Annotated in this window: 17 protein-coding genes and 1 pseudogene; 13 read left to right on the top strand and 5 right to left on the bottom strand. The window is 72.7% G+C overall.

Annotation, left to right across the window (positions count from 1 at the left end; translation table 11 throughout):
- Window positions 1-71: 71 nt before the first annotated feature.
- The 4 genes from ACWEMJ_RS21450 (at window position 72) to ACWEMJ_RS21435 (ending at window position 3444) form a co-directional block, all read left to right on the top strand.
- The gene (locus tag ACWEMJ_RS21450; RefSeq protein WP_452138677.1) at window positions 72-548 is read left to right on the top strand and encodes a hypothetical protein; all 477 of its coding nucleotides are present in this window, start codon (window positions 72-74) and stop codon (window positions 546-548) included.
- Window positions 549-791: 243 nt separating this feature from the next.
- Window positions 792-1094 (top strand): hypothetical protein, encoded by a 303-nt coding sequence (locus tag ACWEMJ_RS21445; protein ID WP_452138676.1) that lies wholly within the window; start codon window positions 792-794, stop codon window positions 1092-1094.
- 147 nt (window positions 1095-1241) lie between these two features.
- Window positions 1242-2354 (top strand): hypothetical protein, encoded by a 1113-nt coding sequence (locus ACWEMJ_RS21440; RefSeq protein ID WP_452138675.1) that lies wholly within the window; start codon window positions 1242-1244, stop codon window positions 2352-2354.
- 28 nt (window positions 2355-2382) lie between these two features.
- Window positions 2383-3444 carry a TauD/TfdA family dioxygenase gene (locus ACWEMJ_RS21435; protein ID WP_452138674.1) on the top strand — a complete coding sequence of 354 codons (1062 nt, stop codon included), beginning with the start codon at window positions 2383-2385 and terminating at the stop codon, window positions 3442-3444.
- Between the two features lie 63 nt (window positions 3445-3507).
- Here the strand turns inward: ACWEMJ_RS21435 and ACWEMJ_RS21430 are convergent, their stop codons facing one another.
- Window positions 3508-5304 (bottom strand): amidohydrolase, encoded by a 1797-nt coding sequence (locus ACWEMJ_RS21430; protein WP_452138673.1) that lies wholly within the window; start codon window positions 5302-5304, stop codon window positions 3508-3510.
- A gap of 266 nt (window positions 5305-5570) precedes the next feature.
- Between ACWEMJ_RS21430 and ACWEMJ_RS21425 the strand changes: the two genes are divergently transcribed.
- From ACWEMJ_RS21425 to ACWEMJ_RS21390, 8 genes are all read left to right on the top strand, one after another.
- On the top strand, window positions 5571-7082 hold the full coding sequence (locus ACWEMJ_RS21425) for a M1 family metallopeptidase (RefSeq protein ID WP_452138672.1): 1512 nt from the start codon (window positions 5571-5573) through the stop codon (window positions 7080-7082).
- A gap of 173 nt (window positions 7083-7255) precedes the next feature.
- The gene (locus ACWEMJ_RS21420; RefSeq protein WP_452138671.1) at window positions 7256-7810 is read left to right on the top strand and encodes a hypothetical protein; all 555 of its coding nucleotides are present in this window, start codon (window positions 7256-7258) and stop codon (window positions 7808-7810) included.
- A gap of 47 nt (window positions 7811-7857) precedes the next feature.
- Window positions 7858-8769, top strand: a complete 912-nt coding sequence (locus tag ACWEMJ_RS21415; RefSeq protein ID WP_452138670.1) for a 2-hydroxyacid dehydrogenase — start codon at window positions 7858-7860, stop codon at window positions 8767-8769.
- A gap of 190 nt (window positions 8770-8959) precedes the next feature.
- Entirely contained in the window at window positions 8960-9112 is a 153-nt protein-coding gene (locus ACWEMJ_RS21410) for a hypothetical protein (protein WP_452138669.1), read from the top strand.
- Window positions 9113-9217: 105 nt separating this feature from the next.
- Window positions 9218-9373, top strand: coding sequence for a hypothetical protein (locus ACWEMJ_RS21405; protein WP_452138668.1), 156 nt, complete (start codon window positions 9218-9220; stop codon window positions 9371-9373).
- A gap of 94 nt (window positions 9374-9467) precedes the next feature.
- Entirely contained in the window at window positions 9468-11822 is a 2355-nt protein-coding gene (locus ACWEMJ_RS21400; RefSeq protein ID WP_452138667.1) for a DUF4135 domain-containing protein, read from the top strand.
- On the top strand, window positions 11819-13015 hold the full coding sequence (locus tag ACWEMJ_RS21395) for a hypothetical protein (protein WP_452138666.1): 1197 nt from the start codon (window positions 11819-11821) through the stop codon (window positions 13013-13015). The genes ACWEMJ_RS21400 and ACWEMJ_RS21395 overlap by 4 nt, the downstream gene beginning before the upstream one ends.
- A complete protein-coding gene (locus ACWEMJ_RS21390; protein WP_452138665.1) occupies window positions 13012-14301 on the top strand; it encodes a JmjC domain-containing protein in 1290 nt (429 codons plus the stop codon). Before ACWEMJ_RS21395 ends, ACWEMJ_RS21390 begins: the two co-directional genes overlap by 4 nt.
- A 62-nt stretch (window positions 14302-14363) precedes the next feature.
- Here the strand turns inward: ACWEMJ_RS21390 and ACWEMJ_RS21385 are convergent, their stop codons facing one another.
- From ACWEMJ_RS21385 to ACWEMJ_RS21370, 4 genes are all read right to left on the bottom strand, one after another.
- The gene (locus ACWEMJ_RS21385) at window positions 14364-15596 is read right to left on the bottom strand and encodes a serine hydrolase domain-containing protein (RefSeq protein ID WP_452138664.1); all 1233 of its coding nucleotides are present in this window, start codon (window positions 15594-15596) and stop codon (window positions 14364-14366) included.
- A 131-nt stretch (window positions 15597-15727) separates the two neighbouring features.
- Window positions 15728-19279: a DNA polymerase III subunit alpha gene (gene dnaE, locus ACWEMJ_RS21380; RefSeq protein WP_452138663.1), complete on the bottom strand. Its 3552-nt coding sequence runs from the start codon at window positions 19277-19279 to the stop codon at window positions 15728-15730.
- Between the two features lie 109 nt (window positions 19280-19388).
- Window positions 19389-20213 (bottom strand): carbohydrate ABC transporter permease, encoded by an 825-nt coding sequence (locus ACWEMJ_RS21375; protein WP_452138662.1) that lies wholly within the window; start codon window positions 20211-20213, stop codon window positions 19389-19391.
- Window positions 20210-20992 carry a carbohydrate ABC transporter permease gene (locus ACWEMJ_RS21370; RefSeq protein WP_452138705.1) on the bottom strand — a complete coding sequence of 261 codons (783 nt, stop codon included), beginning with the start codon at window positions 20990-20992 and terminating at the stop codon, window positions 20210-20212. The genes ACWEMJ_RS21375 and ACWEMJ_RS21370 overlap by 4 nt, the downstream gene beginning before the upstream one ends.
- A 116-nt stretch (window positions 20993-21108) precedes the next feature.
- On the opposite strand from ACWEMJ_RS21370, the pseudogene ACWEMJ_RS21365 reads away from it, so the two are divergent.
- Window positions 21109-21188 (top strand): annotated as a pseudogene (locus ACWEMJ_RS21365) (metal-dependent hydrolase); the annotation flags it as partial.

The following is a 21188-nucleotide window of genomic DNA, read 5'->3' as shown; positions in this document are numbered from 1 at the left end:
TGGTGGCGGCCCCGCGCGGCCGGGCCGGGCACCGCACGGTCCACCCCGAGTGAAGGAGCAGGCGGGTTTCGATGACAGGGAAACGGGAGGGCGCGCCGGGCGGGATCGACCGTCGGCTCGCCGCAGTCGATGCCGCCCTCGACCGGGGCGACCCCGATGCCGGTGCCGAGGTGATCGAGCTGGTCCTCGCGAGCGACGACTTCGAGGCGGTCGCGGCGCGGGTCGAGCGTGCACTCGGAGCCGACCGGTTCGAGGTCCGGCAGTCGGCCTGCGTGGCAGCCGGCGACCTCGCCCGGACTTCGGGCCGCCTGACCCCCGGCATGTACGCACGGCTGCGGGCGGAAGGACTCGGAGGGGTGGCGGACACGGCGATCAGGGACGCGCTGACCTTCGTCCCGCTCCGGCGGCTGCCGTGGTGGTTCCGGTGGACCGCGATCCGCCTGACGGTGCGGGACCGGATCGAGGGCTGGTGGCTGCGCGCCGTCGATGCCGTCGAGCCGCACGTGACGCGCGGCGACGGCTTCGGTGACGGCACGTGTCAGCGATAAAGTCCTTGATCGCGAGCATAGTTGACGCTGTGTCAGGTCTGGGAGGCGGTTCGGATCCCCGGGCCGCGTTGGCAAGGGGCTGGGCAGCGGATACCTCGAAGAGGCGACTCCGGCGCTAAACGCCGGTCGGCGCGGGCACCGTCTTGGCGGGTTGCCTCACGAGGAGGCAATTCGCCGGTGCTGCCGGCCGCGCGGTCGTTCGTGAGGCGCGGTGGGTGGCGGGCGAGACGAGAGGTCAGAGCCATGAGCATGATCCAGACCGGTCGGCTGCAGCTGAGTTCCACCCAGCCCACGGAGTTGGGCGGGGGGAACACGTCGACGTTCACCCAGGTCACCTTCCCGACGCCGTTCCCGAGCGACGCGAGCGTGATCGTCGTGCCGTTCGTCCAGACGTTCAACGGCCCCGACACCCCGGGCCTGCGGATCGCCGACGTCACCACCACCGGGTTCAAGATCCGCATCAACGAACTCGTCGGTTCGGGCCGGGCGCTGTCCGACGGCCGCCACACCACCGAGACCGTCGGCTGGATCGCCAGTACGGTGTGAGCCCGGTGCCCGGTTCCCTCCCGACGACCGCCGGGAGGGAACCGGGCCGTTCGGCCTGAATCGGTCAACTCCCGTGCCAGGCAAGGAAATGGCCGCAGCGCGAGGTTTCCGGCGGCGGTTTTCTGGCGAACCATGTCCACCATGGGCATGTCTCCGCTTGCCGACCACCCTGCCGTCGCTGTCTTCCGTGAACCCCGGGGCTGGCGGCCCGCGCCGGCGCTGGGGCCCGAGGTCGAGGCCGAGGCGCGGCGGACCGCGCGCCTGCTGGCCGAGTCGGCGACCCATGCCGGGCCCGTCGAGCGCAGTGCCGAGCTGCGGCACATCGCTGCTGCGGCAGGGGAGTTGGTGGCCGTGCTGGCCGCGCCGGCCCCGGCCGTGGTCGGGGAGGACGTGCCGGCGGAGTCGACCAGCCAGTGGTACTTCCGGGTCCGCGAGGTGGAGTTGTCGGACCAGCAGGCCGCCCTGCACGGCGCGCTGGTGATCCAGCGCGGCCTGGCGGACCTGTGCGAGGCGCCTCTGTCGGGCGCCGATCTGGCGCTGGAGACGGCCGGGATGCGGCAGGCCGTGCTCGACCTCACCGGCACGGCGCCCGGCACCGGTCCCGAGCCCGCCCCGCCGGCGGCCGTGCCCGCGTCCGGCCCGGTGCCGTCGCCGGAGAGCGTGTGGAGCGCCCGCTGGCTGATCGGGCACCAGGTCCACGTCCTGTTCAACATCTGCGCCGCCGTCGCCGTGGCCGACACCACCTGCCATCTGCGCCGCGGAGACACCGACGCCGCACTGGCCCGGCTGGCGGACGCGACGACGTACGTACGCGGCTTCCCCGCGGCGATGAACCACGCCGGTGCGATCCCGACCGGCCACTACCTGGCGGAGGTCCGCCGGACCATGGCGCCGCCGTCGACGGACATCCCGCTCAGCGGGCGCCAGCACCGCGGCTACAAGCTGTTCCGGGCCGCGATGAAGGACCTGCTGGCGGCACTGCCCGACACCTACGAGCAACTGGCCGCCCGCTCACCGGAGTTGGCCGACGCACGCGGCGCCCTGCTGGAAGCCGACATCGTGGACGCCGAACGGCACGTCACCCTCGCCTACTCGCTGGTCCACCTGCGCCGCTCCATCGCCCAACGGCCCGAGGGCCCCGACAACGCCGTCGCCGAACTGCGGCTCATGCGCCACCGCCGCGCCGCCCAGTACGCCCCGCTGATCCGGTTCGGCGACCACTACGTCGCCGACGCCGTGGCCGGCCTGCGCCACCCCTGAACCCGCGCCCCTCCTTGGTGGGAGACCCATGACCGAGACGACGCCCGGCCCCGAACGACCCACCGCCACCGCTGCCACCGCCACCGCCACCGCCGCCGACCGGCACCTCGACCCCGCCGACGCCCGCGCCTGCGAGCAACTGGCCCGCACCCTGTGCACCCTGTGCGCCGACAGCGCCGACAGCGCCGACAGCGCCGACGGCGCCGAACTGGTCGACACCCCCGAGTGGCTGAACCGCGCCAGGGACGCCTGGGACGAACTCCCCCTGCCGCTGCGCCGCGCGCTGCGGCGCTTCCGCCGGCACTCCGGCCCGCACGGCACCCTGGTGATCGGCGGCCTGCCCGTCGACCCGACGACACTGCCCCCGACCCCGGCCGTCCCCGGCTCGGTGCAGCGCCGGGCCACCGTCCCGGCCGCGCTGCTCGCCATGGTGGCCTGCGGGCTCGGCGAGCCGCTCGCCTACCGGGCCGAGAAGTCCGGCGCCCTCGTGCAGGACGTCGTCCCGGTGCCCGGGCAGGAGTCCTTCCACGGCAACGCCGGGTCGGCCCCGCTGTCGTTCCACAGCGAGAACGGCTTCCACCCCCACCCGCCCGACTACGTGGTCTTCCTGTGCCTGCGCGCCGACCACGACGGGGTGGCCGGCATGCGCGTCGCGGGCATCCGCCAGGCGCTGCCGCTGCTCACCCCGGCCGACCGGGAGGCCCTGTTCGCGCCGGAGTTCCGCACCGCCCCGCCGCCCTCCTTCGCCCCCGACGCGGGCGGGGCCGAACCCGCGCCCGGGCCGGTACTGTCCGGCGCGGCCGAGGACCCCGACATCCGGATGGCGCAGCTCGTCACCACGCCGCTCACCCCTCGGGCCGCCGCCGCGCTGGCCGCGTTCGGCCGCGCCTGCGAGGCGACCGCCCGCACGCTGCGCCTGGCCCCCGGCGACCTGGTCGTCCTCGACAACCGCGTCACCGTCCACGGCCGCACCGCCTTCCGGACCCGCTACGACGGGGCGGACCGCTGGCTGCAACGCACCTACGTCACCACCGACCTGCGCCGCTCCCGCGACCACCGCCCCGACGACGGCCACGTCCTCACCCGCTGACCGGCCGCCGCCGACCCGTCACCGCCGACCGGCCGTCGCTGACCGGCCGCCGTTGACCTGCCGTCAGCAGCAGCCGTGCCACTGGTAGTCGGCGGGCAGGCCGAGCCCGGCGTCGGGGCTGCCGCCGGCGTTCGCGTCGGTGGCGGGGTGGACGGTGGCCCCCTGCTTGACGGTCTCGACGACCCTGATGTCCTTGATCTCCTCCGGCGGGACGGTGAGCGGGCTCGCGGAGAGGACGACCAGGTCGGCGAGCTTGCCGACCTCGATGCTGCCCTTGCGGTCCTGCTCGAAGTACTGGTGGGCGGCGTGGATGGTGATGGACTTGACGGCGTCGAGGGCCGACACGCACTGCTCGGGGCCGAGGACGACGCCGTCGGTGCGGGTGCGGCGGGTGACCTGGCTGGAGAGCACGGCGATCGAGTTGGGCAGGGCCACCGGGGCGTCGTGGTGCGAGGTGTAGACCATCTGCCGGTCGACGGCCCAGCGGGCGGGGGAGATGGTGGCGGCCCGCTCCTCGCCGAGGACGGTCTTCCGGTACCAGTCGCCCCAGTAGTAGGTGTGCATGGAGAAGAAGGACGGGATGACGCCGAGGCGGGCGAAGGTGTCGATCTGGTCCTCGCGGGCGGTCTGGGCGTGGATCGCCACCGTCCGCCGGTCGCCGGGGCCGGCCTCCTCGGCGGCTTCCTCGACCGCCGTCACGAACTGGTCGATCGCGGCGTCCCCGTTGACGTGCGCCAGCACCTGCCAGCCCCTGGCGTACGCGGTGCGCACCTGGTCGAGCACGACCTTGGGGTCCTCGACGGTCGGGTAGCCGCGGTAGCCCTCGGGCGTGCCCTCCGGCCGTTCCTGGTAGGGCCGGGTGAGCCAGGCGGTGCGGCCCTGCGGGGAACCGTCCAGGAACAGCTTCACGCCGGCCGCCCGCACCCCGTGCCGGTACTCCCGGCTCGCGCCGACCGGGTCCGGCTCCGGGGAGGCCGTCGCCTCGTCGGCCCGCGCGTAGGCGACGACGTCGATCCGGAACGGCGTCTGCGCGGCGGTGTCCCGCAGGGCCTTCAGGTTCTTCAGCGTGGCGCCGCCCTCCTGGACGGTCGTGAAGCCGAAGCTCGCGGCCGAGGCGGCGCCCTTGCCGAAGAGCGCGGCCAGCGCGGTCAACGGCAGGCCGGCGGTGGCCTTTTCGGACGCCGGGGTGAAGGCGGTCTCCTCCAGCACGCCGTTGGGCTCGCCGAACGGCCTGATGAAGGGGTCGGTCAGGCGGCGGATGACGCCGCCGTCCGGGTCCGCGGTGGCCCTGGTGAAGCCCAGCTCCCGCAGGCCGAGGGTGTTCACCGCGCCGAGGTGGAAGGACTGGTGGATCGCCAGCACCGGCTTCGTGGTGGACACCGCGTCGAGGTCCTCGCGGGTGGGGTGGCGGCCCTCGGCGAGCATCGCGTCGTCGTAGCCGAACCCGATGATCCACTCGGACTCCTCGCCCACCGGCGTCCGGGCCCAGGCGCGCAGCCTGTCCTGGAGCGAGGCGAGGTCGGTGACGTCCCCGTCCGGAGCGGCCAGCAGATTGGCGAGGGTGGCCTGCAACCCGATCCCGCCCAGGTGGCCGTGCGCGTCGATGAACCCGGGCAGCAGCGCGCGCCCCGCGAGGTCGCGCACCCGCGTCCGCGGCCCCTGCCAGCGGTCGACCGCCTCCCGGAGGCCGCCGACATGGACGATGACACCGTCCTTCACCGCCACCGCCTCGGGCCGCGGGTCGGACTCCCGGGAGTCGGCGGCGGCCGTCACGATCTCCCCGCCGTGGAAGATGACATCGGCCTCCTCGTACCCGGCCGCCCCGCCGTCCTCCGTGGCCCCTGCCGACCGACCGCTCATGCCGAATCCCTCCTGTTGCCCACGTTCAGTGCGCAGTCGCCTACCCACGGCTACGGGTGGCGAACCGGCGCGGGCCCGATTGCCCGCCGGGCGGCCGGGCCGCACATCCCGAACTGCGTTGCTGTTCATGGGAGTTGACGGGATGTCGGGTCGGAGTGTCGCTGTGGTCGGTTTTTATGAAGTTCTCACGAACGGGGAGTGGGTCGGTGGTTGCCGGGACAGGGATCGATGCGACCCGATCGTTCCGGTGATCCCTGGAGGACCACGTGCGCAAGAGGTTGATCGTCTCCGCCGCCAGTGCCCTGAGCCTGTTCCTGGCCGTCCCCGCCTCGGCCTCCGGCTTCCAGCCGGGCGCGGACGGTGTGGGTGACCCGTACTACCCGACGTTCGGCAACGGCGGGTACCAGGTCTCGCACTACGACATCCGACTGAAATACCAGCCCGCCACCGACGAGTTGGAGGGCACCACGACCATCCTGGCCACGGCCACCGAGAACCTCTCGCGGTTCAACCTCGACTTCGCCCTGAAGGTCTCCGAGGTCCGGGTCAACGGGCGGCTCGCGACCTTCGCGACCAGCGGCGACCAGGAGCTGGAGATCACCCCGGAGCGGCCGCTGGCCAAGGGGACGCAGGCCACCGTCGTGGTGCGCTACAAGGACGTGCCGTCGACGGTCGAGAAGTACGGCGGCTACACGGCCTGGCGCCGCACCGCGGACGGCGCGGTGGTGGCCGGCGAGCCGGTGTCGGCGGCCTGGTGGTTCCCGAGCAACGACCACCCCAGCGACAAGGCGACCTTCGACGTGTCGGTGCTCGTCCCCGAGGGCACCCAGGTGGTCAGCAACGGGCTGCTCACCGGCGCCTTCTCGCAGGCGGGTTGGACGCGTTACAGCTGGCGCGAGGACAAGCCGCAGGCCACCTACCTGGCGACCCTGGCGATCGGCAAGTTCGACATCAGCCGGGACACCACGCCCGGTGGGCTGCCGGTGTACAACGCCTACGCCAAGGACCTCGGGGAGAACGCGGGCGCGGCCCGGGCGAGCGTCGAGCGCACCGGCGAACTGGTGGACTGGCTGAGCGGCTTCCTCGGCCCGTACCCGTTCAGCTCGGCCGGCGGCATCGTGCCGAACGTCCGGGCCAGCGGCGCGCTGGAGACCCAGACCCGGGTGTTCTACGGGCCCGGCATGTTCGCGCGGGGATCGAACGTGTCGGTCGTCGTGCACGAGCTGGCCCACCAGTGGTACGGCGACAGCGTCTCGCTCTCCCGCTGGAGCGACATCTGGCTGAACGAGGGCTTCGCCGAGTACGCGCAGTTCCTCTGGTCCGAGCACGAGAACGAGGGCACCGCGCAGGAACTGGCCGACTACATCTACGCCTCCTACCCGGCCGACGACCCGTTCTGGAGCGTCAAGCCGGGCGACCCGGGCGACGAGAACCAGTTCGCCGACGCGGTCTACGAGCGCGGCGCGGTCGCCATCCAGGCGCTCCGCAACACCGTCGGCGACGAGGCGTTCTTCCGGATCCTCAAGGGCTGGCCCACCGAGCACCGCTACGGCAACGCCACCATCGCCGACTTCCGGGCCTACGCGGAGCGGATCTCCGGCAAGCAGCTCGGCGACCTGCTGAACACCTGGCTCTTCACCCCCGCCAAGCCCGCCGTCGGCCCGGGCCCCCACAGCACCGCCGCCGCGGACCGCGGCGACGACCGGCCGCCGGCGGAACCCAAGTCCTGGCGCAAGATCCAGGACGCCAACACCGCCCACACGGCCGACCGGAAGTAACACCCCCCACCACCCAAACCGCCCGCCCGCCCCGATCCGGGCGGGCGGTCTCGGGGTTCGTGGGCGGGCGTTCACTCCGGTGGTGGAACGTTTCGTAACCCCGTCGGTCAGGGGTCGTTGTTCCGCCGAGCTCCATGCATCCGCCGACGAGACCACGGGAGCACACCCACCCCATGACGACCGCCGTCCGTGGCACCCTGCTGGGTGCCGCTCCGCTGCTCGCGCTGGTGCCGCTGATCGCCGACGCCTCCGCGCGGGCCGGCGCCGCCGCGCCGACCACCGACGCCACGTGCGTCCTCAACGGCCGCGGCGCCTTCGCCGATGCCGTCGGCCCGGGAGGCGTCGACCTCCCGGTGGGCGACACGCTGGCCATCACCGGCACCGTGACCTGCGTGGACCGGGCCGGGGCGCCGGCGGCCTCCGGGACGTTCACGCGGACGGTCAGCCGACCGGCCACGGACTGCACGGGCGAGGAACTCGATGACGGCTCCACCGCGATCGTGCACTGGAACGACACCACCATGTCCACCATCGACTTCGACCGGACCGCCGTCCGGAAGGTGAACGGCACCGCCTCGCTGGTCGCCGGCGGCCGGGTCTCCGCCAACAGCGCCCGCTTCGCCGACGACACCGTCGAGGCCGTGGGCACCACCACCAGCACCGGCTGCGGCACCCCGACGGGCGCGACCGCCGCCGCCTCGACCCTGGTGCTCCGCCTCGCTCACTGAACGCCCCGCGCGGGGTCCGGGGCGGCGGGGTGGTTAGGGTCGGGGGCATGAGCGCCCGCTATCTGCTTCCGTACGCCCCCGAGGTGATCGGCGGCCTGCCCGACGGTCTCGACGCCCTGGTGTGGGACGGGGACGGGCCGGCGCCCTCGGACGAGGCGCTGCGGGAAGTCGAGTTCTTCTGCCTGCCGTACCTGCGGCACGCCGCCGCGCTGCCGGTGATCGCGCACCTGCCGTCGCTGCGGGTGGTGCAGACGCTCACGGCCGGCATGGACGACGTGCTGCCGCACGTGCCGGCCGGCGTGGTGGCGTGCAACGCGCGCGGGCTGCACGACGCCAGCACGGCGGAGCTGGCGGTGACGCTGATCCTCGCCTCGCTGCGGGGCGTGCCGCGCTTCGTCCGGCTCCAGGAGCAGGGGAGCTGGAGCCAGGAGTTCCACCAGTCGCTGGCCGACCGGCGGGTGCTCATCCTCGGCCACGGCTCGATCGGACGGGCGCTGGCCGCCCGGCTGGAGCCGTTCGAATGCGAGGTCGTCAAGGTCGCCAGGCGCGCCCGCCCGGACGAAGGGGTGCACGGGGTGGGCGAGTTGGCGCAGCTGCTGCCGACCGTGGACGTCGTGGTGCTGCTGACGCCGCTGACCCCGGAGAGCCACCACCTGGTCGACGCCGGGTTCCTGTCCCGGCTGAAGGACGGCGCGCTGCTCGTCAACGTCGCCCGGGGGCCGGTGGTCGACACGGCGGCGCTGCTGGCGGAGCTGTCCGCGGGGCGGCTGCGGGCGGCGCTGGACGTGACCGACCCGGAGCCGCTGCCCGCCGACCACCCGCTCTGGCACGCCCCCGGTGTGCTGATCACCCCGCACGTCGGCGGGCCCAGCAGCGCCTTCCTGCCGCGCGCCAAGCGCGTGCTGCGCGAGCAGATCCTGCGGTTCGAGAAGGGGGAGCCGCTCGCCCCGGGGCGCTGACCCCGCTTCGGGCACCGGCCCGCTTCCCCGCCCCGCCGCCCGAAGTCCGTGTACTGGTGGGGAAGTTGTGTTGACGAACTTGTCATGCTGGGCAACACTTGCTGGCGGTCGTGTCATGAGCGCGACCATGGCAGATTCGGTCACCCGAGGTCGCGGTGGCCCGCCGAGCCCCTTGTCAGGAGGACTCTTCATGGAAGCTCCTACCCTGCAAGCGCCGCAGTGCGACACCCTCGTCACCGACGAGGCGTTCGACCTGGTGGTCGGTGACCTGGAGCAGTCCGCTCCGGAGCACGCGCCGAGTGCCACGACCTGCGGCTGGCACCTCTACTGCGTGCTGCAGTAGCCGTCGCCGAATTCGCCCTCTCGAAACACCCCCGCACCAGGTCGGACGCCGCATCCGGCGGCGTCCGGCAGTCGCCGTGCCACTTCTACCGACAGGGGACCATCGATGGAGACTTTGACCGTGCAGGCGCCGACCGGCGACACCCTCACCGACGAGGCGTTCGACCTGGTCGTCGGCGACCTGGAGCAGGGCCTTCCCGAGCAGGCGCAGGCCTCGGTCTGGCCGACCTGCGTGCGCATCTACTGCAGCCCCGACTTCTAGGCCCGGGCGCGACGCAGCACCACGACGCCGCGCGGCGCCGGCCCGGTCGGCCGGCCGCGCGGCGTCGTGCATCGACCACCCGACCAGGAGCCGAATGGAACTGCGCGACCGCGGCGACACCACCCCCGCCCCCGAACTCCCGCCCGCCACACGGCGGTTGCTGACGGCACTGGCCGAAGGCCGGGCGGGCCGGGCGTTCCCGCCGGTGGCCGTGCCCGGGCCGGACGGCACGCTCGCCGTCGAACGCCCGCTGGGCGGCCCGTCCGACGCGCGGGCCCTGGAGCGGGCACTGGCCGACGTCCGGTTCGCGCCGCTGCACGAGGTGCTGCGGCGGATCGAGGACTGGTCGGCGGGCGTCGAGGCCGGGACGGTCGATCCGCGGCTGCTGCGGCCGGAGCACGCGGACCTGTTCGGGCCGCTGCTCACCGAGGTGCTGGAGGCCTGCGTCGACGGGCCGCCCGAGCGCGCCGCCGCCGTCGCCGACCGGCGGGTGCGGCAGTACCTGGACTTCCTGGCGCTGTTCCTGCGACGGCTGGCCCGCGACCGGCCCGGACACCCCGTCACCGACCTGTGGGCGAACGGCGAGGAGACGCACAACGGCGGCCGGCGGGTACTGCGCGTCGAGTTCGCCGACGGCACCCGGCTCGCCTACAAGCCGCGCCCGGCGACCGGCGAGCAGCTGTTCCTGGCCACCGAAGGCTCGGTGTTCGCCCTGCTCAACGCACTGCCCCCGGCGGCCGGCCCGGTCCGGCTGCCGACCCTGCGGAGCCTGCCGGGCAGCGGCCCGGACCGGACGGGCTACTCCTGGCAGGAGTGGATCGAACCGCCGGACGCGTGGGGCGTCCTGCGTGCCGACGGCCGGTGGCGCCTGCACGGCGCCGTCCTCGACCCCGGGACGGCGGACCGCTACTGGCACCGCGTCGGGTCGCTGGCGGCCGCCGCGTTCGCGTTCGGGATCACCGACCTGATCGACGGCAACGTGCTGATCGGCCGGCGCCCGCAGGACGACGAGCCACTGCCGTTCCCCGTCGACCTGGAGTCCTACTTCGGCGACCTCAAGCGCCTGCACGAGACCGGGCTGCTGTTCGACCCCGCCGTCTCCACGCACCACCACGCCGGCCTGGAGAACGTCGCCCGCTGGTGCGAACTCGACGGCCCCGCGACCTGCTGGCGCCCCCGCCCGGACGGCTCGCTGCGGCTGGAACGGCGAACCGCCTCGCTCACCCGGACCACGACCCGCACCGTGGTCGGCGACACCGAGGGCCGCACCGGCTATGGCCCCTACCTGCCGGCCATGCTGCGCGGCATGTTCGACGCCTGGACGCTGATGTGCCGCCACCGCGCCCGAATCGCCGCGTTCCTCGCGGAACGCGCCGCCGAGCATGTGCTGCGGGTGATCGCCCGCCCGACCGCGGAGTATCTCGTCGGTGGTGAAGTGCCGTTCACCGACAGCGAGTTGGAACAGATCGAGCGGGGCGACGTCCCCTACTTCTTCCGTACCGCCGACGGCGGCCCCCTGCTCGCCCTCCGAACGCCGCCCGACCGGGAGCCGCACCCCGCCCCCGCCGACGCCCCACAGTGGGGCGACCGCCCCCGGCCGCCCGTCGCCACCGTCCGCGAAGGCGGCAAACTCGACCTCGCCGGACTCGGCATCGCCCTCCGCGACGCCGTCGAGCACGTCTACGGAGACCTCCAACCGGGCGACCAGCACGACCCCACCCACGCCACCCGGATCGACCTGCGCGGCCCCCACGAGGGCACCGCCTCCTTCACCTGGCCGACCGCCGCCCGCCGCATCACCTACACCTGGGACAAAACGACCCTGCGCCTCCACATCACCCCCCTGAACGAGCCACCGCCTCCCCCACCCGCCGAACTCCACGAACCCGCAGCAGCCCCCCGTCCGCCCGCCGAGATTCGGGACCGTCTGCTGCGCCTGGGCCGCGCCGATGCCGCGCTGCGTGTGCCCTGGGCCGCCGGTGGGTTCGTCGACGTCGGGCTGGAGGCGAAGCTCGAACGGCTGACCAGGGCCGGGATCGGCTGGCTGCGCGGCGTCGTCGCCGAGCACGGTTGGCCCGGCCACCGGCTGGTCGGGGAGGAGGCCGCCTCGGCCGCCAACGCGTTGCTCCAGCACCACACCGGCGACCTCGCGTTCCCGCGCGCCTGCCTGGCCCTGATCGAGGCCGCCGCCGAGCGCGGCGACATGCACCGCCGCGACGCCGCCTACCTCGCCGACGCGCTGCGCCACGCCGAGGGCCGCCCGCAGCTGTACGGCACGAAGTTCGAACGGGCCGAGGACGGTGCCCTGCGGCCCTGCCCGATCGAGGACGAGGACCGGGTGGACGAGCGCCGCGCGGCCGTCGGCCTCGGCCCGCTCGCCGACTACGCGGCCTTCCTGGCGCGGAAGTTCCCCGCGCCCGGGCCCGAGCACGAAGGGGGACAGGCGTGAACGCGACCGACTGGACCGAACTCCTCGCCCGCGTCTGGGGCAAGGAACCCGCCGTGCTCCCGGCGGCCGCCCCGGCCGACGCCGCGCGGCTGCACCGGGTGATCGTCGCCGCCTGCGAGCCGTTCCGCGCCGGAACGGTGTTCCGGGCCCTGCCGCAGGTCCGCCTGCACACCCCGCTCGGCTGGCTCGGCGCGCCCGGCCGCCTGCTGCCCGACCCCGCCGACCCGGACCCCGCCGCCTACCGGTCCAGGCTGCGCGCCGAGCCGCCCGGCAGCGGGACCGACGCCGGCTTCCTGCTGAGCGTGCGCCAACCCCTGCACACCGACTGGGAGTTGTGGTCGGCGGTCCGCGACACCCTGGCCGCGCTGTGGCAGCGGGTGGGCCTGCCGTGCCTGCCGGTCGAGGCCGAACTCACCGAGGGCGACGCCTTCATCCGGGTCCGGGGCCTGGCCGCCCCGTCCGCGCACGCGGTGCTGACCTGGGTGCTGGAGGGTGCCCTGGAAGCCGAACTGCCCGAGCCCGACGGCGAGTTCCGCGTCCTGCGGGCCACCGCCGGCGAGCTGCTGTACTGGCCGGAGGGCACCCGCTCGCGCGAACACCACCGGGACGGCTGCACCACGCTGCGGATCTCCGTCCCCCGCGCGCCGCACCTGGCGACCGGAGCGGTCAAGGACCTGCTGGCCGAGGACGTCCAGCGCCGCCTGGGATACGACGGCACCGTGCCCTACCTGCCCCACCCGCCGTCCGGCGACCGTCCGACCGCCCCGGCCGGGCCCGTGCTCGCCGTCGGCGAGGCCGTCCGCGCGGCCGTCGGGGGAGCGGAACTGCCCGCCGCGCTGCGCGCCCGGTGGGCGGCCTGCTGGTCGGCGGCCGGGCTGGAACCCGTCCCCGACCCGCGCCCCGAGCTGCCCCTCGCCCCCGGGCAGCGGCTGCGGGTGGCGGGCGAGATCCTCCGACTGCCCGACGGGCCCGGCCGCCGGCTCTGGGCGGTCAACGGGCACACCTTCCCGATCGGCGGCACCGCCGGCGAACACATCGCCGAACAGCTGTGGCCCGGAAGGGAGTTGACGGTCGCCGAACTGTGCCGCGCGGTCGGCGCGGACGAGCACAACGCCGCCGTCACCGCGCTGCTGCGCAAGCTGTACCGGCTGCGCGCGATCGACCTGACCGGCGGCGAGAGGACGGACCGATGACGGATCTGACCGCACCCCCCAGTGACCTGGCCGTCGTCCAGGGCCCGCTGGACTGGGACGAGTTCACCGCGCGGTACTGGGACCGCCGGCCGGTGTTGATCAAGGCCGTCCGCCCCGCGCCCTTCGAGCTGCGCGAGGTCTTCGCCGCCGCCACCACCGCCACCCGCGCGCCCGACCCCTACCGGATGCCGCCGACCGCCCAGTTCGCCGTCGGACGCTTCCAGCAGACCGAGCCCGCCGCCTGGTTCCCGCGCACCGAGGACGGCGCCTTCGACGGCTACCGGCGGCGGCTGGACGCCGAGTTGGCGGCCTTCTCGCAGGAGAACCGGTACGCGCTCACCGTGCACGCCTTCCACGCCTTCCACGCCGCGCAGTGGGAGCGCCAGCGGGCGTTCTTCGATCCGCTGTGGGAACGCGTCGGGCTGCCGCTGTCCGGGGCGATCACCACGCTCTTCCACGGTAACTACGAGCACACCCCGGTCGGCGTCCACCAGGACCGCTTCGCCACCTTCATGTTCGCCCTCGAAGGCCGCAAGCGGATGCGGTTCTGGCGCGAGCGCCCGTGGACCGAGCCGGTGTCCACCAAACTCGACTACCAGGCCCACCTGGCCGACTCGTTCACCGCCGAACCCGAGCCCGGCGACCTGCTGTACTGGCCCGCGCGCTACTACCACGTCGGCGAGAGCGTCGACGGCGCCACCGCCACCAGCGTCAACGTCGGCGTACCGCGCAAGGAGCACCGCGCGGCCTACGACGTCGACGACCTGCTGCTCGACAACGCCCCCGACGCGATGGTCGACCCGGACGCCGCCCTGCTGCGACTGCCCGCCCCCACCGCCCCGCTGACGGTGTCCGAACCGCCGACCGACGGCGCCCTGCCCGAGGCGCTGTCGCAGACCCTGCGCCTCCTCCAGGCCTACGGCGACCCCGACCGGACGCGGCAGCGGGCCACCACCGTCTCCCTCGCCAACTGGAGCGCCGGCGGCCTGTCCCCCGTCCCGCCGCCCGAACCCCCGCGCCCGCTCGCCGACACCACGACGCTCCGGGCCCGCACCCGGATCCTGTACGAGCCGGCCGGCCCAGTCCTGCTGTGCGCCGCCAACGGCCACGTGCTGCGCACCCCGCTGACCCGCCACCAGGCCGAACCCCTGCTCCGCCGCCTCGCCGCCCCCCACCCGACCCCCGTCGCCGAACTCCTGTCCCCCCTACCCCCCGCCACCCACCCGGCCGCCCGCCACCTACTGCAAACCCTGGAATCCTTCCGCGCCCTGACCCGCGAGCCATAACCGCAGCCCCGCGCCCGCCGGCCCCGCGTCCGACCCGATCACTCAAACACGCGCCGCCAGCCCTACCCGACAGCCGGCAGCACCGCGTCCGCCAGCGGCAGCACGTACCGCATGTCCGCCCCCTGGGTGCCCGTCGGGTTGAACGAGTAGATCATCTTGCGCTTCAGGTCCCGGGTCGCGAACACGCCGCTGGTCCAGCCGGGGCGGGAGCCCGTCTTGCCCCAGATGGTGACCCCGTTGATCTCCGCGCTGACCAGGCCCATGCTCATGCAGGCCCGCTCCTGCCCCGGCCGGCACTGCGCGTTGTCCACGTTGTGCACGTCGGGGACGGTGAACAGCAGCTGCTGCTGCGCGGCGGGCAGCAGCCGCCCCTGGAACAGCGCGGTGATGAAGCGGTCCAGGTCGGGCGCGCTGGAGATCAGCCCGCCCTCCGCCCACGGCCACGGGCTCTGCTCGGTGACGTCCACCGGGCGGCCGACGCCGTCGGGCCCGGGCACCGTCAGGTAGGCGTGCGCGGCCGGGTCGGCCAGCCGGGGGTCGTCGCGGTCCGGGACGGCCGTGTCGCGCAGGTGCAGCGGCTGGATGATCCGGTGCTTGACCTCGTGCGCGTAGGAGTGCCCGGTGATCTTCTCGATCAGCAGGCCGGCGATGAAGGTGTTGAAGCCGTTGTACTGCTGGGCGGTGCCCGGCGCGAAGATCATCTGCTGGCCGGCCAGGGTGGCGACGATCTCCTGGGGCGTCCAGCTCTCGAGGCGGTGGTCGACGAACCAGGCCGCGGTGCCGTCGCCCCAGGCGCCGCTGGCGCCGTGCGGCAGGCCGGAGGTGTGGTCGAGGAGCTGGCCGACCTTGATCGGGGGGAGTTCGGCGGGCAGCAGGCCGGGCAGGTACTGCTGGACGGTGCCGTTCACGTCCAGCCGGTGTTCGGCGGCCAGTTGGAGCACCACGGTGGCGGTGAACACCTTGGAGATCGAGCCGATCCGGAACCGGCCGTCCGGGTTCGGCGCCTCGCCGGTCTCCCGGTCGCCGATGCCGCTGGAGGTCTCGAACGGCCCGTTGTCGTCCGCGACGCGCACCAGCACCCCGTTGATGTCGGCGTTCGGGAACCCGGCCACCGCCCGCCGGACGGCGTCCCGGTCGATCGGCGGCAGCGCGGTGCCGGGCGACGCGGACGCGGTGAGCGTCGCGGTGGCGGGCGCGGCGACGGCCGGTCCGCCCACCCCCACGACCGCCGCCGACACCATCGCCCCCGCCACCGCGAGAGTGGCCCAACGCCGGTTGCGCACAGTGCTGTTCACGCTTCGGTACTCCTGACTCGGTCGGTACTCGTCCCTGCCCGATCGAGTCTGTCCGTCGCGCGCCCCGGTGCCATCCGGGACGGACCCTGAGCGCACCCGGGGCCCGAGCCCTGATGCGCCGTCAGGGTCCGCTACACGGTGCCCTGCCAGCAGTGCGGTCCGAGGAAGGTCTTGATGTCGGAGGCGAGGCCGTTGTCGGGGTTCACCGTGAAGCCGAGCTCGTACAGGGTGTTCTTGTCCCAGCCGGTGGTGAGCAGCCGGATCGGGACGTCGCCGGGGTGCGCCAGCAGGGTGGTGCGGAGCTCGGAGACCACGTCGGGGGTGAGGCGTCCGACGGGCGCGGTGATCTGGACGGGCGGCTTGGTGCCGAGTTCGGCGGAGGAGATGTCGAGGGTGGCGATCTCCTGGCCGAAGATGCTGAGCGAGCCGTCGCGTTCGTTGAGGCGGCCGCGGATGGCGATGACGTTGTCCTCGACCATCTGCGCGGACATCAGCTGGTAGGCGGCGGGGAAGAACAGCACCTCGATCGAGCCGTCGCGGTCGGCGAGGGTGATGATCGCCCACGCGTTGCCGGCCTTGTTGATGCGCCGGTCGACGCCGGTGATCAGCCCGGAGAGGCGGACCTCGCCCTCGGTGCGGCCGGAGCCGAGCAGTTCGACGATGGAGACGTCGCGGTTCTTGGCGAGGATGTGCTCGGCGCCGTCCAGCGGGTGGCTGGAGACGTACAGGCCGAGCATCTCCCGTTCCAGGCCGAGGAGTTGCTTGCGCGGCCACTCGCGGTCGGTGAGCGTGAAGTCGAGCCCGATGGCGGGGGTGTCGTCACCGCCGAGCATGGCGAACAGGTCGTCCTGGCCGATCGCCTGCTGCTTCTTGACGCCGGTGACGGCGTCGATGGCGCTCTCGTGGACGGTGCTGAGCGAGAGCCGGGTGTGGCCGAGCGAGTCGAACGCGCCGGCCTTGATCAGGGAGTCGACGGTGCGCTTGTTGCACACCACCAGCTCGACCTTGTCGAGGAAGTCGGCGAAGGAGGTGTACTTGCCCTTCTCCTGCCGGGTGGCGACCAGCGACTCGATCACCGGGACGCCGACGTTGCGCACCGCCTTCAGGCCGAACCGGACGTCGCTGCCGACGGCGGTGAAGTCGACGACGGACTCGTTGACGTCGGGGGAGAGGATCCGGATGCCCATCGCCCGGCACTCGGCCAGGTAGACCGCCATCTTGTCCTTGTCGTCCGCGACCGAGGTGAGCAGGGCGGCCATGTACTCGGCGGGGTAGTTCGCCTTCAAGTAGGCGGTCTGGTACGACACCAGGCCGTACGCGGCGGAGTGCGACTTGTTGAAGGCGTAGCCGGCGAACGGGACCAGCACGTCCCACACGGCCTGGATGGCGGCGTCCGAGTAGCCGCGTTCCTGGCAGCCCGCGTGGAACGGGACGAACTCCTTCTCCAGCACCTCCTTCTTCTTCTTGCCCATCGCCCGGCGCAGCAGGTCGGCCTGGCCGAGCGAGTAGCCGGCCAGCACCTGCGCCGCTCGCTGCACCTGCTCCTGGTAGACGATCAGGCCGTAGGTGGGGCCGAGGACCTCCTTGAGCGGTTCCTCCAGCTCCGGGTGGATCGGGACGATCTCCTGCTGGCCGTTCTTGCGCAGCGCGTAGTTGGTGTGCGAGTTCATGCCCATCGGGCCGGGCCGGTACAGCGCGGAGACGGCGGAGATGTCGGCGAACTCGGTGGGCTTCATCAGCCGCAGCAGGGCGCGCATCGGGCCGCCGTCGAGCTGGAAGACGCCGAGGGTGTCGCCGCGGGCGAGCAGCTGGTAGGTGGTGGGGTCGTCGATCGGGATCTTGTCGATGTCGATCTCGACGCCCCGGTTGGCCTTCACGATCTTGATGCAGTGGTCGATGATGCCCAGGTTCCGCAGACCCAGGAAGTCCATCTTGATCAGGCCCATGGCTTCGCACGACGGGTAGTCGAAGCCGGTGATGATGGTGCCGTCCTTGTCCCGCATGTGCAGCGGGATCAGGTCGAGCAGCGGCGTCGAGGAGAGGATCACCGCGGCCGCGTGCACGCCGGTGCCGCGGATCAGGCCCTCGATGCCGAGGCCGGTGTCGATGATCTTCTTGACGTCCGGCTCGTTGTCGTACAGCGAGCGGATCTCGGTGCCCTCGTTGTACCGGGGGTGCTTCTCGTTGAACAGGTCGGCCAGCGGGACGCCCTTGCCCATCACGTCCGGCGGCATCGCCTTGGTGATCCGGTCGCCCATCGCGAAGGGGTAGCCGAGGATGCGGTTGGCGTCCTTGACGGCGGCCTTGGCCTTGATGGTGCCGAAGGTGTTGACCTGCGCGGTGTACGCGGAGCCGTACTTGTCGGTGACGTAGCGCACCATCTGGTCGCGCTGGCGGTCGTCGAAGTCGATGTCGACGTCCGGCGGGTTGATGCGCTCCGGGTTGAGGAAGCGCTCGAACAGCAGGTCGTGCTCCAGCGGGTCGAGCTGAGTGATGCCGGTGAGGTAGGCGACCATCGAGCCGGCCGCCGAGCCGCGGCCCGGGCCGACCGGGATGCCGTTGTCGCGGCCGTACTGGCAGATGTCGGCGACCACGAGGAAGTAGGCGTCGAACCCCATCGGGGTGATCACGCCCATCTCCAGCTCGACCCGGTCCAGCACCTCCTGGCTGGGGTTGTCGCCGTAGCGGTGCTGGAGGCCGGCGGCGATCTTCTTGCGCAGGAAGGACGCCTGGGTCTCGCCCTCGGGCACGTCGAACTGCGGCATCCGGTCGACGTAGGTGAACACCTCCTGGTACGACTCGATCCGCTCGGCGATGGCGAGCGTGTTGTCGCAGGCCTCGGGGAGCTCGCTGAACAGCGCGCGCATCTCCTCGGCGGTCTTCACGTAGTAGCCGGAGCCGTTGAACTTGAAGCGGTTCGGGTCGTCCTTGTTCTTGCCTACGCCGACGCAGAGCAGGCTGTCGTGCGCGTCGGCCTGGTCGGCGGTCACGTAGTGCGAGTCGTTGGTGGCCAGCAGCGGGATGTTCAACTGCTTGGCCAGGCGCAGCAGATCGGCGCGGACGTCCTGCTCGATGGACAGGCCGTGGTCCATCAGTTCGAGGAAGTAGTTCTCCTTCCCGAAGATGTCCTGGTACGCGCCGGCGGCCTTGACCGCCTCCTCGTACTGGCCCAGCCGCAGCCGGGTCTGCACCTCGCCGGACGGGCAGCCGGTGGTAGCGATGATCCCGGTGGCGTTGGCGGCGATCAGCTCCCGGTCCATCCGGGGCTTCATGTAGTAGCCCTCCATCGACGCGAGGGAGGAGAGCTTGAACAGGTTGCGCAGGCCGGTCGCGTTCTGCGCCCACATGGTCATGTGGGTGTACCGGCCGCCGCCGGAGACGTCCTTGCCGCCCTCGCCGTCCGAGCCGGTCGGCCGCTGTCCGCCGGGCGACCAGAACACCTGCTTCTTCTCGAACCGCGAGCCCGGGGCGACGTACGCCTCGATGCCGATGATCGGCTTCACCGAGCTCTTGGCGGCCGCGTGGAAGAACTCGTACGCGCCGAACATGTTGCCGTGGTCGCTCATCGCGATGGCGGGCATGCCCTGTCTCTCCGCCTCCGCGAACAGCTTCCCGTTCTTCGCGGCCCCGTCCAGCATCGAGTACTCGGTGTGGACATGCAGGTGGGCGAAGCTGTCGGACACGGCGGTCGGACTCCTTGCGGCAGAGGGCGAAGCCCCCACCCTAAACCGCCCGCCCCCGCGCCCGGGCACGTACGGCCCGGGACGCGGTGGCGGCTTCGCGCCGTCCCGGTCAGCCCTTGACCGCCCCGGCGGCGAGGCCGGAGGCGATCCTGCGGTGGATGGCGAGGAAGAACACCACCACGGGCAGCGCGGTCAGCGTGGCGCCCGCCATCAGGCCGCCGTAGTCGGTGCCGAAGCTGGTCTGGAAGGAGACCAGCCAGATGCTGACGGTCTGCTTGTCCGGGCTCGACAGCAGCACGTACACCAGCACGTACTCGTTCCACGCCTGGACGAGCGCGAACACCGAGGTGGCCACGATGCCGGGGGCGAGCAGCGGCAGCACCACCCGGCGGAACGCGCCGAAACGGCTGCAGCCGTCGATCATCGCGGCCTCTTCGAGCTCGACGGGCACGCCCGCGATGAAGCCGCGCAGCATCCACACCGTGAAGGGCAGCGTGAACACCAGGTAGGTGAGGATCACACCGGTGAGGCTGTCGGTCATCCCGACGTCGTTCAGCAGCAGGTACAGCGGGATGATCAGCGCCGTCAGCGGCACCGTCTGGACGATCAGGATCACCACCACGAACGCCTTGCGGCCGACGAACCGGAACCGGGCGAGCGCGAACGCGGCCAGCGCGCCGACCAGCAGGGACAGCACCACGGTGCCGAGCCCGATGACCACGCTGGAGCGGACGTTGTCCCAGAAGGTCGGGCTGTTCAGCGCCCGGGCGAAGTTGTCGAGCGTGGGCCGGCCCGGCCAGAACTCCGGCGGCAGCCGCAGGATCTCGGTGGCCGGCCGGAACGCCGTGAGCACCATCCAGTAGACCGGGAAGCCGATCAGCGCGGCGACCAGCAGCCCCAGCAGGTCGTGGCCGAGCGAGCGTCGGCGCCTCATTCGATCTCCCCCGTCCGGAACATCTGCCGCAGGTGGACCACCGAGCCGGCCAGCAGCAGCACCACGGTCACCAGCGCGATCGCGGCCCCGACGCTGTACCGGTTGACGGCGAAGGACTCGATGAAGGAGTAGACGCCCAGCAGGTAGTACTCGCGCTCCGGTTGCCCGCCGCGCATCAGCCAGATCTGGTTGAACACCCCGAAGTCCCAGATCGCCGACAGCGTGGTGACCATCACCAGGACCGGCCGGATGGTCGGCAGGGTGACGTGCCGCAGGATCTGCAGCGGCCGGGCCCCGTCGAGCACCGCCGACTCCTCCAGCTCGGGCGGCACCTGGGCCAGCGCGGCCCGCAGGGTGATCGCGGCGAACGGCAGCGAGCCCCACACCACGACGGCGACGATGACGGCGAAGCCCTGCCAGGGGTCGGTGAACCAGTTGTGGCGGGCCAGGTCGACCCCCGGCAGCCGGGACAGCAGCCAGTTCACCACCCCGTAGTCGGCGTCGAACAGCCAGCGGAAGATCGACGCGGCGACCATCGCGGGCATCGCCCAGGCGGTGACCAGCATCCCGGCGATGGTGGTGCGCACCCACGGCGAGACCCGGTGCATCAGCTGCGCGGTGAACAGCCCGCAGAGCACGGTGAGCACGACGCACACGGCGGTGAAGAGCACCGTGCGCCCCACCACCGTCCAGAAGAAGCCGTCGCCGAGCACCCGGCGGAACTGCGCCAGCCCCGCCCACGGCGGGGCCGCGCCGCTGAACAGCTGCTCGCGGGTCATGTCCTGGAAGGCCAGGACGACCATGTCCACCAGCGGGTAGCCGAGCACCAGCACCAGCGCGAGGACGGTCGGGGCGATCAGCAGGTAGGGGAGCAGGCGCGGGCGGCGGCGCCGTGGGGTGCGCCGCCACCATGGTCGACCTGCTGCGCTGGCACGGCGCGGAAGAGGTCGAACACCGCAGCGTCGCCTACGACTT

The organism is Kitasatospora sp. NPDC004531, assembly GCF_053602195.1.
The sequence above is the reverse complement of the archived record's forward strand: the minus strand, read 5'-3'. Positions and strand labels throughout refer to the sequence as shown.

Bases quoted from the DNA above. Each gene is read 5' to 3' on its own strand.
- ACWEMJ_RS21370 (WP_452138705.1), bottom strand. From the start codon at position 20,992: ATGACCCGCGAGCAGCTGTTCAGCGGCGCGGCCCCGCCGTGGGCGGGG.
- ACWEMJ_RS21405 (WP_452138668.1), top strand. From the start codon at position 9,218: ATGGAGACTTTGACCGTGCAGGCGCCGACCGGCGACACCCTCACCGAC.
- ACWEMJ_RS21440 (WP_452138675.1), top strand. From the start codon at position 1,242: ATGTCTCCGCTTGCCGACCACCCTGCCGTCGCTGTCTTCCGTGAACCC.
- ACWEMJ_RS21420 (WP_452138671.1), top strand. From the start codon at position 7,256: ATGACGACCGCCGTCCGTGGCACCCTGCTGGGTGCCGCTCCGCTGCTC.
- ACWEMJ_RS21430 (WP_452138673.1), bottom strand. From the start codon at position 5,304: ATGAGCGGTCGGTCGGCAGGGGCCACGGAGGACGGCGGGGCGGCCGGG.
- ACWEMJ_RS21410 (WP_452138669.1), top strand. From the start codon at position 8,960: ATGGAAGCTCCTACCCTGCAAGCGCCGCAGTGCGACACCCTCGTCACC.
- ACWEMJ_RS21400 (WP_452138667.1), top strand. From the start codon at position 9,468: ATGGAACTGCGCGACCGCGGCGACACCACCCCCGCCCCCGAACTCCCG.
- ACWEMJ_RS21390 (WP_452138665.1), top strand. From the start codon at position 13,012: ATGACGGATCTGACCGCACCCCCCAGTGACCTGGCCGTCGTCCAGGGC.
- ACWEMJ_RS21450 (WP_452138677.1), top strand. From the start codon at position 72: ATGACAGGGAAACGGGAGGGCGCGCCGGGCGGGATCGACCGTCGGCTC.
- ACWEMJ_RS21445 (WP_452138676.1), top strand. From the start codon at position 792: ATGAGCATGATCCAGACCGGTCGGCTGCAGCTGAGTTCCACCCAGCCC.
- ACWEMJ_RS21435 (WP_452138674.1), top strand. From the start codon at position 2,383: ATGACCGAGACGACGCCCGGCCCCGAACGACCCACCGCCACCGCTGCC.
- ACWEMJ_RS21375 (WP_452138662.1), bottom strand. From the start codon at position 20,213: ATGAGGCGCCGACGCTCGCTCGGCCACGACCTGCTGGGGCTGCTGGTC.
- ACWEMJ_RS21415 (WP_452138670.1), top strand. From the start codon at position 7,858: ATGAGCGCCCGCTATCTGCTTCCGTACGCCCCCGAGGTGATCGGCGGC.